This is a genomic window from Armatimonas sp. (assembly GCF_043757465.1).
Taxonomy (GTDB): Bacteria; Armatimonadota; Armatimonadia; order Armatimonadales; family Armatimonadaceae; genus Armatimonas.
Genome location: NZ_JAYVPL010000070.1, coordinates 20741 through 33810 on the forward strand (window position 1 = coordinate 20741; position 13070 = coordinate 33810).

9 protein-coding genes are annotated in these 13070 nt (G+C 58.7%); 6 read left to right on the forward strand and 3 right to left on the reverse strand.

Annotation, left to right across the window (positions count from 1 at the left end; all coding sequences use genetic code 11):
- Nucleotides 1-7: 7 nt before the first annotated feature.
- Entirely contained in the window at nucleotides 8-1309 is a 1302-nt protein-coding gene (locus tag ACH2ED_RS08920; RefSeq protein ID WP_395090321.1) for a sigma-70 family RNA polymerase sigma factor, read from the reverse strand.
- A 104-nt stretch (nucleotides 1310-1413) separates the two neighbouring features.
- On the opposite strand from ACH2ED_RS08920, the gene ACH2ED_RS08925 reads away from it, so the two are divergent.
- The 4 genes from ACH2ED_RS08925 (at nucleotide 1414) to ACH2ED_RS08940 (ending at nucleotide 6716) form a co-directional block, all read left to right on the forward strand.
- Entirely contained in the window at nucleotides 1414-2700 is a 1287-nt protein-coding gene (locus ACH2ED_RS08925; protein WP_395090323.1) for a type IV pilus twitching motility protein PilT, read from the forward strand.
- Between the two features lie 6 nt (nucleotides 2701-2706).
- The gene (locus ACH2ED_RS08930) at nucleotides 2707-3921 is read left to right on the forward strand and encodes a type II secretion system F family protein (protein WP_395090325.1); all 1215 of its coding nucleotides are present in this window, start codon (nucleotides 2707-2709) and stop codon (nucleotides 3919-3921) included.
- Nucleotides 3922-4079: 158 nt separating this feature from the next.
- Entirely contained in the window at nucleotides 4080-5849 is a 1770-nt protein-coding gene (locus ACH2ED_RS08935) for an ATP-binding protein (RefSeq protein ID WP_395090327.1), read from the forward strand.
- A gap of 162 nt (nucleotides 5850-6011) precedes the next feature.
- Complete coding sequence (locus ACH2ED_RS08940; protein WP_395090328.1) at nucleotides 6012-6716, forward strand: winged helix-turn-helix domain-containing protein; 705 nt, start codon at nucleotides 6012-6014, stop codon at nucleotides 6714-6716.
- Nucleotides 6717-6720: 4 nt separating this feature from the next.
- On the opposite strand, the gene lon is transcribed toward ACH2ED_RS08940, so the two are convergent.
- Nucleotides 6721-9156 carry an endopeptidase La gene (gene lon / locus ACH2ED_RS08945; protein ID WP_395090330.1) on the reverse strand — a complete coding sequence of 812 codons (2436 nt, stop codon included), beginning with the start codon at nucleotides 9154-9156 and terminating at the stop codon, nucleotides 6721-6723.
- A 109-nt stretch (nucleotides 9157-9265) separates the two neighbouring features.
- On the opposite strand from lon, the gene ACH2ED_RS08950 reads away from it, so the two are divergent.
- On the forward strand, nucleotides 9266-9877 hold the full coding sequence (locus ACH2ED_RS08950) for a hypothetical protein (protein ID WP_395090332.1): 612 nt from the start codon (nucleotides 9266-9268) through the stop codon (nucleotides 9875-9877).
- A gap of 18 nt (nucleotides 9878-9895) precedes the next feature.
- Here ACH2ED_RS08950 and ACH2ED_RS08955 read toward each other — a convergent pair whose 3' ends face one another.
- Nucleotides 9896-10876, reverse strand: coding sequence for an RIO1 family regulatory kinase/ATPase (locus ACH2ED_RS08955; RefSeq protein WP_395090334.1), 981 nt, complete (start codon nucleotides 10874-10876; stop codon nucleotides 9896-9898).
- 52 nt (nucleotides 10877-10928) lie between these two features.
- Between ACH2ED_RS08955 and ACH2ED_RS08960 the strand changes: the two genes are divergently transcribed.
- Nucleotides 10929-13070 carry an ADP-ribosylglycohydrolase family protein gene (locus ACH2ED_RS08960; RefSeq protein ID WP_395090336.1) on the forward strand — a complete coding sequence of 714 codons (2142 nt, stop codon included), beginning with the start codon at nucleotides 10929-10931 and terminating at the stop codon, nucleotides 13068-13070.

Sequence of the window (13070 nt, forward strand, 5' to 3'; positions counted from 1 at the left end):
CCGGAGGCTACGCTGCTTTTTGAAGACTTTGGGGCTGCTGTTCCAGGGCTTTGTCCACGGAGCGCTGCGCCTCGCGGAAGAGTTCATCCGCCGTTCGGCCCTGCTCCGGGTGCCAGGCAGTTCCCGCCACGACACGCAGAGGCAAGCGTACGTGAGCGCTCGCACTCTCCAAAACGCGGATCAAGCGCTGGGCTGCCAGCTCTACCTGGGGGCCCGTCCCAGCTAGAATTGCCAGCAGACTATCGCCCCCGCCCCGCCCCGCCATGTCCAGGCGACGGATCGAGCAGCGCAGTTGGCTCCCACACTGCTCCAAAGCTTCGTCCCGTGCCCGCCCACTGGAGGGGATTCCCAGGATATGAAACTGTATCAGAGAGATGGGCATCCCTGCCCGCACGGCCCGTGAGATCCCCTCGTCAAGGCGTGCCCGGAAGTGATCCAGCGTATAGAGGCCTGTGAGTGTGTCTACCACGGAGGCTTCGGGGCGACGGTGCCGGTCGTAGGCCTCGGCCTCCCCCATCATCTTGCCCAGGCGCTCCACAGACTTGCGCAGCATCACTGAAATGTAGTTACAGGAGACCCCCAGCTTTGTGGCAATCTCCGTCTGGTTGAGGTTACGGAAGTAGAACTCGTAGATTACCTGCTGCTCAAAAGGGCGAAGACGCTGCATGCTCTCATGAAGCACCACACGGTTCTCTACCAGTGCGGACAGGGATGCTTTATCGCCAAGATTGAAGCGCTCCAGCAGGTCTTCCGCACTCTCATCGCCGCTGCTCACATCATAGGAGATAACCCGGGAAGTACTCCGCGAGGCAAGAATCTCCTCAACTGTTTCCACAGGGATCGCGAGTGCGGCGGCAATTTCCCCTGAGGTTGGCTCATGTTCCAGTTGGGCTGTCAGCCCCTCGATGGCCCGCTCCATCTTTCCAGCCATCTCCTGAAGCCAGGCGGGCTCGCGGATCATTCGGCTTCGATCCCGGAGAAAGTGACGGATTGCGCCACTAATAAAATGGGTCGCGTAGGTGGAAAAACGCACGCCCTTGCTAGGGTCGTAGTACTCAAGCGCAGAGAGAAGCCCGACATAGCCTTCTTGAGCCAGATCTTCCAGGGGCTCACCGGTTCCCAAGAACTTACGTGCGACGGACTCTACCAGGGAGCTGTGTGCACAAGCAATATTCTCCTTGAGAAGAGGCAGTGGTAAGTCGCTAGAGGAGCGCCCATCCCCCGCCCCACGACGGCGTACATACTCTTGCAGCCAGCGCTGCACCGTCGGTTCGGGGACGATTCCGATATTATCAGAGAAAAAAGCCATAGTTTGCCCACTTAATATTTGGCACTCACACAAGTTTTTTCTACTTTTTTTTCGTCCCCACTCCGCCCTGAAGAGTTTAAGAGGATCGTCCGAAAATGGAGAGCATGAACTCACTCCTGCCTGACGATGATCTTGCACCCCTGTCTCAAGGAGGAGGGAGCCGGACTGCGGCACCCTCTGCTCCACCCGCACTGGATAGCACACAGATGCTTCGTGGACTTCTTGAGGATGGTGCCCTGCTCATGCCACCAGGCATGTCCAACCAGAGCCCTCTGGGAAATGATAGCTTCGAAGAAGTACGCTCCGCCCCCAGTGTGACACCGCTTGGAGATACCCATCTTGATGACATCCTGCGCTATAGCCAGCAGATGAAGGCATCGGATATCCACTTAACGGTCAACCTTCCCCCGATGGTTCGTGTGGATGGCAAGCTCATTCCTACCCCCTGGGAAGTGGTCACCCCACGCGAAGCACAGCGGCTGGTCTACGATATTTTGCTCTCGGATCAGATCGAGCGCTACGAGCGTACGAAAGAGCTGGACTTCTCCTATGGAGTGCATGGCGTGGGGCGCTTCCGCTTCAATGTGTACCGTCAGCGCGGCTCGGTGGGCTGCGCGATGCGTGCCATTCCCGCCAAGATTCCCTCGCTCGACTCCCTGCGCATGCCTCCTATTCTTAAGGAGCTGACCAAAAAACACTCGGGGGTGATTCTGGTGACGGGGCCAACGGGCTCGGGCAAGTCCACCACAATTGCATCCATGATTGATGTGATCAACGCCGAGCGTCCGGTACACATCCTGACCATGGAAGACCCTATTGAGTACATCCACAGTCATAAAGTAGCGATGGTTAATCAGCGCGAGATAGGCCACGACTCGCAAACCTTTGCCAATGCGATTCGCGCCGCCCTCCGCGAAGACCCTGATGTGATTCTAGTCGGTGAGCTTCGCGACAAAAAGACGATTGCGGCAGCACTCACCCTGGCGGAGACAGGTCACCTTGTCTTCGGAACACTCCACACGAGAAGCGCCCCGGCTACCGTGGACCGTATTATTGATGTCTTCCCCTCCGATCAACAAGATCAGATCCGTGTTCAGTTCGCGGGTTCTCTGCAGGCAGTCGTCGCCCAGCAGCTTCTCCCCATGGTGGGAGGGGGGCGTGTGGCGGCCATTGAGATCATGGTGGCCACCTCCGCCGTCCGCAATCTGATTCGTGAAGGTAAGAGCCACCAGCTACTGAGCTCCATTGAGACCGGTGGCCAGATTGGTATGCAACAAATGGACAAAGTGCTGGCCGAGTTACACCGCTCTGGAATGGTCACGATGGAGGAAGCACTCTCTCGCTCGAACGACCGTGATAGCTTCTTACGTCACCTAAAGGGAGGAAGCTAAACTTCCATGCCAACCTTTGTTTACGATGTCATTGACTCCTCCGGCAACACGGTAAAAGGCCGAATGGAGGCCGAATCCGAGGGAGCGGTTCTCAGCCGCCTCCACGAGCAGCGCCTCCATATCCTGGGCATTAGCGAGCAAAAAACCAGTAGCCTGTTCTCTGGCGGCTCCCAAAAGGCCATGGGGGCTCCCAAGCTCCAGTCGCTGGTGGTCTTCTCTAGGCAGTTCGCCACGATGATAGATGCTGGTCTTGCCGTTCTGAAGTGCCTCGATATTCTGGAGCAGCAGACCAAGGACCCGCCCCTGAAGCAGGCCCTGACGGCGATTAAGCGCGACGTTCAGACCGGCATCTCTCTAGGGGATTCGCTCACAAAATACCCCAACTGTTTTTCTAAGCTCTACATCAACATGATCCGTGCGGCGGAACTAGGAGGTATCCTCGATACGATCCTGGACCGTCTGGCTCAGTTTTTGGAGAAAGAGCAAGAGATCCGCCAGAAGGTCAAGTCGGCGCTTACCTACCCCGTTATCGTCCTGGTCTTTGCCATGATTATCCTCGCGGCAATGTTTATGTTTATTCTTCCGACTTTCAAGCAGATGTTTAGCGATATGGGGGCTAAAATGCCACCCATGACCGAAGCACTGTTTAACATGTCGGATTTCATGGTGCACAACTGGTATGTGTTTGTTTTTGGCCCTCTATTCACCGCGATAGGTGTCAAACAATATGGCAAGAGTGATGCTGGTCGCTACAAGCTTGATTTTCTTAAGCTCAAGGTTCCGATCATGGGGGAGATCGTGCTCAAGCTCTCCGTGGCGCGCTTTTGTCGTACTTTCGGAACTCTGCTGAACTCGGGCGTGCCCATGATGCGTGCTATTGAGATCGTCTCCGAGACGGCGGGCAACGAAGTGCTGACCCGTGCCATCATGGAGACAAAGGCAGCGCTACGCGAAGGCAGTCGCCTCTCCCCACCACTGGTCAAGTCTGGGCTCTTCCCGCCGATGGTCACTCACATGATTGATATTGGTGAGGAAACGGGTCGTATGTCGGAGATGCTCGTAAAAGTTGCCGAGTTCTATGAGCAAGAGGTGGATGCGACTGTCAAGGCCCTTACCAGTCTTATTGAGCCGATCCTGATCATCTTTCTAGGAGTGATTGTCGGCTTTATTGTGATCTCGATCATGGGACCGATGTTCTCGATCATCAATCAGATTCGCTAGAAATCTTAACCTGTCAGTTTCTCCACTTCCTCCCTCATGCGTTGACTGTATGGGGGAGATTGCTGTATACTGAGTTTCCGGCGCGGCAGCTCTGCCGCGCCGTAGCATTTCCTAGTTATTTGGTAGATTCTTGTTAACAAGAAAGGACCCTCCCCTCGATGAACTTGGACGACAGCGTCGAGTCCCTTAAGGCACGTATTTCCAGTCTGGAGTCGGAGCTCAATCAGAAAACTCAAGCGGTCACTCAGCTTGAGAAATCGATCAGAGACCTCAACCAGAAGGTTCAGACCGCCAGTGAAAATGCCCAGCCTACTGCCGAGCTCTCCGAGCTGGAGGAGACCCTCAAGCGCCTGATGACCCGAATCGCAATGATCGTGCAGGGCGGTAAGTGCCTCTTCATGATCCACGATCCGGAGACTCACGAGCTCTATGCCGGTCAGCCCGCGCTGGGTTTTGAGGAGGGGCAACTAGAGGACTTTCGTATCGGTGAGAGCGAGGGTGCCTCCGGTGTGTGCTACGCCTCCAGCAAGTCCGTCATTCTCTACGATACCGAGACCGATACACGTGAGGACAGCAAAGCCTTCGCCCGTTTTGGGGTTCGCAACGGAATTTCGGTTCCTCTCATCGTGGAGAAACGCGACGAGGAGACGAACGCCGTTGTAGACCGCAAGACCATTGGGGTGATCTGGGTCTTCAACAAAAAGTTCGGCGGGATCTTCATTGACGAGGATGTGCAGCTTCTGGATCGCATGTCGCGCAACGCCGCTGCCGTGATCAATACCGCCTCAATTTTCCGCCGCCTCTCGAATGAAAAAGAGCAGCTCCACGAGATGACCGATGCTCTGACGGCAGGGTTGGTCATGATTGGGCGCAACGGGCGCGTGCTTCAGATGAACTCGTCGGCGCGCAAAATCTTCGGGCTGGAGGCGGGGGAGGTGCTCGGCGTACGTACCTACGACCAGCTTGTCAAAGATGATACCGTCCGCGAGGTGCTTGGTAAAGCGGTCTCCGAGGAGCTGGACACCAATGTCCAGGAGGAAGTCACCATCACGGGTGCCGACGAGATAACCCGCACCTTCCAGATCCAGTCCACGGTCGTGCGCAACGAGAACGGCGACATGGTCGGCACTGCTGCCATCTTCAGTGACATCACGGAGCTGAAGAATATTGACAAGCTCAAGACCGCCTTCGTCTCCACTGTCTCTCACGAGCTGCGCACCCCGATGACCTCGATCAAGGGCTTTATTTCCACACTCCTCATGGACGAAGACGGCACGATGTTCCAGCACGCGGACCGCCTTGAGTTCTACGGCATTGTGGACAAAGAATGCGACCGTCTGAAGCGCTTAATTGACGACTTACTCAATGTGAGCCGCATCGAGGCCGGTGCCTCCATGATGCCCAACTTTGAGGAAGTACCGCTCCACGAGCTCGTCAAGAAGGCCATCATGATTGACAATGGCTCCACCTACAAAAAAGAAAACCATACTCTGGGCTTCAGTATTGACAGTGATGTCCCAGAGATCATCGAAGCCGACGGCGACAAGTTTGAGCAGATCCTTCATAACCTCGTGGGTAACTCGCTGAAATACTCCCCCGATGGGGGGGCGGTGCACCTGCACGTGAGCAAGAAGGACGAAGACACCCTTCAGTTCGCGATCTCGGATCATGGCCTGGGCATGACCCCAGAGTTCTTGCAGAAGTTTGGCCAGAAGTTCGCCCGCGCCGACAACCGTGATACGCGCTCTATCAACGGTACGGGAATCGGAGCGTTTCTAGTGAAGTCCTTTGTGGACATCCATAATGGCGAGATGTGGGCGCACTCCGATGGCCTCGGCAAGGGCACCACAGCCTACTTCACCCTCCCGATCAAGCAGCCCGAGTTCGACGAGAACGCTGCCTCACTCTCCAGCCGGGTCGCGGGGTAGAAACAAAGCACTCCCCCGGGGGCACTCCCCCGGGGCACTCCCCCGGCTCGTCCCTCGCCACCCCCTCTCGCCGTTTTCCCGCTTCGCGGGCGCGAGAGGGGGTTTTTCTATTTGAGAATAGTTGCATCCCCTACAGATAGGGCGATACAACAGCTCTCAGAGTTGCAAAACGTTCTTATTTTAACCCGTGACGCTCCTGAGCGTCCGCCGCTGCAAGTGACGCACGCGCTGATGGCGGCGAGTCTGCATGTCTGCCCCCTGCCCTTTGACGCCGATGAAGGGGAGTGGATCGGGGCATTTAATGGAGTGCCGCCGCATCTGATTGTGGCCGATCTCTCGGATAGCAGTGACTTATTTTTGCTCCGGAGCGCCCGGAGCCGGCTGCTGGCGATCTGGGGAGAAGGCGTCCCGATCCCGCCCCTGCTGGCCCTGCTCACGCGCCGACACCTGGCCTCTCCAGAGCTGCGCGCCTTTGTGGATGATTTTTTGCTGCCCCCCTACGAACCTGAGGAAGTTAAAGCTAGGGTCGCCCTGCTCTTTTTCCGCAAGCGCTCCGTCGAGGCGGGCGACATGCTTCACTTCGGCGGAATTCGACTGAGTCTGGGAGCGGGGAAGGTCTCCACGGCGGAGGGTAAGCCGCTGGCTCTCACGCCGCGCGAGTTTCAGCTTCTACGCTTTTTGCTCACCCATAGGGGGCGACGCTACCCCCGTGAGCAGATTCTAGCGATGGTCTGGGGCGTGGACTATGAGGGCGGTGAGCGCACCGTGGACATCCATATCCGCAGGCTACGCGCTAAGCTCCCCCCCGAGACCGCCGCGCTCCTAGAGACCCGGCGGGGGCTGGGGTATGGGTTTCGGGTGGAGTAGAAAGCTACCGCAAAGAAGCTTTCAAGGCATCGTCGGCGTGGCGCAGAAAGACAAAGCTCAGCTCCGCTCGCACATCCTCCGGAAGATCGTCCAGGTCTTTCTCGTTCTCGGCGGGCAGGAGCACGATGCGAATCCCAGAACGGTGTGCGGCGAGCACTTTCTCCTTGATTCCCCCAACCGGGAGTACCTTCCCTCGCAGCGTGATCTCACCGGTCATTGCCACGTCGCAGCGCACAGGCCGACCAGAGATCGCCGAGGCCAGCGCCACGACCATAGTGACACCCGCCGAGGGGCCATCTTTAGGAACCGCCCCCGCAGGAACGTGAATGTGAATATCTTTGCCCTTATCCGCATCCTCAGCAATTCCTAGAGTTGTCAGGCGCGAGCGCACAAAAGTCCATGCTGTCTGTGCCGACTCCCGCATCACCTCCCCTAGCTGGCCTGTGAGGGTCAGCTTGCCCTCGCCGCGTGTGGGAAGTACCTCAATGGTGATCGTGTCGCCCCCGGCCTCTGTATAGACCAGGCCCGTCGCCGCCCCCACCTCATCGGCGTCTTCCATCTTGCCCCAGTCGTAGCGCGGCTTGCCCAGGAGCGCCTCCAGTGTCGGCACATCCACCGCCACCACCGTGCTCTCATCGCCCGCGATCTTACGCGCCGCCTTCCGGCAGAGCGAGCCGATCTCCCGGTGGAGGTTGCGGACGCCCGCCTCACGCGTGTACTCGCGAATCAAGTGCACCAGTCCCTCAGGAGAGAGCGTGAAGTTCTCCTCGCTCAGCCCATGGCTCTCGCGCTGCCGGGGCAGGAGATGGTTTTGTGCAATCGCGCGCTTCTCGCTCTCGATGTAGCCCGAAAAATAAATAACCTCCAGCCGGTCACGTAGCGCCGGAGGGATCGTGTCGAGCAAGTTTGCGGTGGCGATAAAAAGCGCCTGCGAGAGATCAAAAGGCACTTCAAGGTAGTGATCCGAGAACTCTTTGTTCTGCTCCGGGTCAAGCGCCTCCAGAAGCGCGGAGCTGGGATCGCCGCGAAAGTCATTGCCCAGCTTATCAATTTCATCCAGCACGATCACGGGATTGCGGCTACCCGCCTGCCGAATGGCCTGTAAAATACGGCCTGGCATCGCTCCGACATAGGTCCGACGGTGCCCACGAATCTCGGCCTCATCACGCACTCCCCCCAGGGAGAGGCGTGCGAATTTGCGCCCCAGTGCCCGCGCCACCGAGCGGCCCAGGCTGGTCTTGCCGACACCCGGTGGCCCGACGAAACAAAGAATCGGTGCCTTGAGCTTGTCGCCCGCCAGCTTACGCACTGCCAGAAACTCCAAAATCCGTTCCTTGACTTTCGGCAAGCCGTAGTGATCCTCATCGAGAATACGCTCCGCCTCTGTAATATCCAGGCGATCCTCGGTGAGGGTGCTCCAGGGCATCGAGACCAGCAGATCCAAATAGTTGCGCAGAACCCCCGCCTCAGGGCTGACCAGCGGGGTCTTCTCGAAGCGATCCAGTTCCTTAAAGGCACGCGCCTCAATCTCCTCCGGCATCTTCGCGGACTGGATCTTCTCCCGATACTCGGAGAGCTCACTAGCGCGGTCATCGGCCTCGCCCAGCTCGGACTGAATCGCCTTGAGCTGCTCGCGCAGGAAGAACTCGCGCTGGTGATCGCCCATCTCTTTCTCGACGCGGGAGCGGATGTCTTTCTGAATCTCCAGAATCGCGCTCTCTTCGTGAAGTACAGCAGCCAGCTTCTCCAGGCGCTCGACGACGGAGAGAGTTTCTAGGAGCTTCTGTTTCTGCTCTACCCGCAACGCCAGATAGGGAATGATCGTATCCGCCAGTCGCCCAGGCTCGTCCACGGAGAGCACATTGACCAGCGCCTCGGGGGGAATCCCCTTGGCATCGGTGACCAGCCGCTCAAACTGCACTGTCACCGTTCGGGCAAGTGCCTCGACCTGTGGCGTCGGAGGCTCCGGTGGCAGAGGAAGCGACTCAACCTCGATCCGCAGGTAAGGATCAGTCTGTAGGAAGCGCCGCACCCGAATACGCGGCCCCGCCTCCAGAAGCACGCGCAGCATTCCATCAGGGATACGCGTGAACTGCATCACCTCCGCTGCAATCCCAATGTCGTAGAGATCTCCCGGGCGTGGGTCTTCCACTTGAAGATCACGCTGGGTGATGAGTGCCACCATCCGTGGCCTGCCCTCCTGCGCAACCTCCACCGCACGCACGGAGCACTCGCGCCCCAGGGTAAGCGGAAAGATCATCCCCGGAAAATAGACACTGTCCCGGATAGGAATCAGGGGCAAGACACCGGGTACCGGCTCCCCTTCCCAGTCCGCTTCTAGCTCCTCCAGAAACGCTTCGTCCTCTCTCAGGAGGACATCCTCTAATAAATCCAGCCCCAGCGGGGCGATATCTACACTCTTCTTGGCCTTGCGTGGCATTCGCCCATTGTACCAAGCCTCCCTGCCTCTGCCACCGCCAATAATGCTAGAGCTTGAAAAACAAGATTAATCTCTTGCAGTGGCGTGATTTGTGCGATAATTTCGGTATATGCAGCGCCAAGCAATTTTAGAGGAAGAGACGATCACCACCGCTCCGGCTCCCCCACAAGAAAATACCGCTCAGTCCGCGATCTCCTGGCTGGCGGGTGTGGCCAGCGGGACTCTGGGAGCGGCCGCCATGACAACTCTGGCGCGTTTCCAGAACCCGGACATGGTGATTGGGCAGCAGAATGCCTGGCTGCTCTATGCACTGCTCGGCGCGATCCTGGGCTTCTGTGCCGCTTCCGGTCGCCGCAAGGCGGCACGGGTAGCGGCGGGAATGAGCATTGCAGTCTTTCTGAGCCCGTGGCTACTGGAGATAATGTGTGCCTTCTTGCGGCTGCCGGTTCCTCCCGCAGCGCAGTCTCCGCTCGTGATTAATGCGTGCTTGCCTATCGGGGCCTTTGTCTTTCTTCAGAAATGGTCTCCGAGACGTGCGGCAATCTACGGGGGGATCGCCTTCTTTTTTCTGGACTTGCTCTACAACCTGGTCACTGTCGGCCCTGGCAGTGGTCTAGGACTCGCGGTGATAATCTCCACACTCCATGGTGCCCTTCTGGGTGGTCTGCTGGCCTTTCTGCGCGAGTGCTTCGCTGCCCTCCAGCCACGTAAACCAAAATAGATCCCCCAATATTTGGGGCTAAGGGGCTGTTTCGCGCAGTTCCCGCGCCAGTGTCACCGGGTCGCACACAACCCCCGCCCGCTTGAAGTAGTCGCAGAGGCGGGTGAGATCGCGCAGGAAGATCTCTTCGGCGTGCTCGTTCTGGTCGAAGCGCACCACCTGGGGCAGATCAATAATTGTAGCCCGCTCGCCATCGTAGAGGATATTGTAGGCGGAGAGATCGCCGTGCACCATACCCAACCCCACAAGAATTGCCAGGCTCTCTTTTACTTGGGCAAAGACACGCTGTGCCTCGGGCTTGGGTAAGATCAGCTCGATCAGGGTGGAGGCGGCGCGGGTCTCCTCGCCTTTGTAGCCCATCAAGATCGCGTTCTCCCCCACGGCGTAGGGCTCCGGAACGGCGCAGCCCGCCGCGAAGAGCGCTTGGAGTGTGGTGTACTCGTACAGAAGCCAGCTAGAGTGCTGCACCTGCATCCCAAACTCGGTCTTCTTACCCAGTGCGCGCATCAGGCGCTGGTCGGTAGCCTTGGCGGCTCGGCCTTCATCGGTGAGCACAGCGCGGCCCTGCCGGTACATCGCATCGTTGCGCAGGTTGCGGAACTGGCGCGGACGGTACACTTTCGCAGCCACCCGCTCCGCTCCCAGGGCTCTCTGGGCATCGGGGGCAACATGGCAGCAGTACACCGTGGCCTCTTTGCCGCCTTTCACCTGAAAAAGGACATCGTCAATGAGCTTCTGCTCATCGAAGAACGGCCGCAACGACGAATACAGCCAGACCGCTTCGTGGCGACTGGGCTTGTAGGTCGTTGTAAGAAGCACATTCTCATCCTCTTGCGCCAGCGTGGACGCGGCCTTCGCTTGCTTTTTAGTCGTGCGAGCCTTCACACGGCTATCGTGGAAGCGCTCAAACGTCTCAGGTTCGTCATCAATGTCAATGTCAAGGTCGAGATCAAAATCATCGGCATCGGCATCCTCGTCGGAGTTTTCTTCAGGCATCATCTACTCTATCGCCCTCGGGAGCCAGAGTGCTAAATTAGGGTAAAATGCGTCCATGTCTTCTTTGCCCACCGACTATGAGGAGCGCGTTTATGCAGGCGTGCTTGGTAAGATCATTGGCGTCTATCTGGGACGTCCCTTTGAAGGCTGGACCAATGCCCGGATCGAAAAAGAGCTGGGTGAGGTCTGGTACTACGTCCACGATAAGCTCGGGAAGCCGCTGATCGTCACCGATGACGATATTTCCGGGACTTTCACTTTCCCCCGCGCTTTTCCGGACAATAACAACGCCTATGATATTACGCCTGAGCAAGTGGGCAAGACCTGGCTGAACTATCTTATTGAGAACCGCACCGTTCTCTGGTGGGGCGGCATGGGGGTAAGCACGGAACACACAGCTTATCTGCGGCTCAAACACGGGGTGGTGCCTCCTGCCTCGGGGAGCGCGGAGATGAACGGGCAAGTGGTGGCGGAGCAGATCGGATCACAGATATTCATTGATGGCTGGGCGATGCTCTGCCCGGGCGATCCCGATAAAGCGGCGGCACTCGCACAGAAAGCCGCCAGTGTCTCCCACGACGGCGAGGCAATCTACGGGGCGCAAGTCATCGCCGCCCTGGAAGCGCTGGCCTTTACCGAGAGCGATCTAGGGCTGCTGCTGGATCAAGCGGTCACCTATATCCCCCGTGCCTCGGTGATCTGGAAGCTGATCCACGATATGCGTGCCTGGCATGAAGAGGAGCCTCGGAACTGGCGCGCCACTCTGCGCAAGATTGAGGAAACCTACGGCTACGACACGTTCGGCGGTGGGTGCCACCTGGTGCCCAACCACGCCGTGATCCTTCTGGCCCTGCTCTATGGCGACGATGACTTCCAGAAGTCGCTCATGATTGCCAATACGGCGGGCTGGGACACAGACTGCAACAGCGGCAATGTCGGCTGCTTACTAGGGATCAAGAACGGACTGGCGGGTCTCAGCCGTGGTGCGGACTTCCGCACGCCCGTCGCGGATCGCCTGTATATCCCCACAGCCGATGGGGGCCGAGCGATTACCGATGCCGCCACCGTCACCTACGAGCTGGTAAACAGTGCCCGCGCCATGCAGGGATTACGTCCCCTCGCGCCCAACAATGGCATGCAGTACCACTTCGCTCTGCCCGGTAGTCTCCAGGGTTTTATAACGGAGGACTCCCCTGAGTCGGCAGGAACGACCCGTCTTGAGAATGTCGTGTTGGGGGCACTTGCGGAGGGGGCAGGCGTGGCGGCAGATGAGCGAGCGCTCAAGCTCTCCTACACCGGCGTTGCTCAGGGACGCACGGCACGCGCGGCCACGGCTACTTTTACGCCACCCGATGCCCTGAACCTGCCGGGCTATAGCCTGATTGCCTCGCCGCGTCTCTACCCAGGACAGACCGTGCGTGCCCGTGTGGTCGCCGATGACACCAATGCCCGTCTGGCGCTGATTCGGCTCTATGTACGCTACTACGGCAAGGATGACCAGCTAGAGACGCTCGGAGGGCCGCTGACACAGCTAGCCTCCGGCGAGTTCGCCAACCTGACGTGGCAGCTTCCCGACATGGGCGGCTGCCCCATCGCCGAAGTGGGGATTAAAGTCGGTGGCCACAGCGGCGAGGGCGCGATCTACCTGGACTGGCTGGGCTGGTCAGGCATCCCCGAAACGGTGCTGGGAGCCAGTCAAGGTAAAGCCGCTCAGCACACATGGGTCAATGCGGCGGATCACTTCTGGGTGCGGGGCGGCGATTTCCCCTTCCGAATCGTACAGAACGAGGGCACGGGCTATGTCTTCCAAGGCTGCCACGAGTGGAGCGAGTACAGTGTCCATACCGAGGTGCAGGCACACCTTGCCGACACGGTGGGGCTCGTCGCAGCCGTGCGTGGCCTGAGGCGACATGTGGCCCTGGTTCTCTCTCCGGATGGCGCGGCACGGCTGGTGTGGACCCACGACGACCAGAGAGTGGTTCTCTCCGATGCTAGCATTGCCTGGCAGTACGACCATCCCTACCGGCTCGTCATGAGCGTGCACAGCGACGGGCGCATCACGGCTTCCGTGGAGGATGGAGACTCCGTCCAGCTTCTGGAGGGCAATATTCCGGCGGAGCAGGCACACGGCGCGATTGGGCTGCTCACCACCGTCGGTAATGCGTCGTTTGGCCCCGTGGGGATCGAGCCCGTCTAA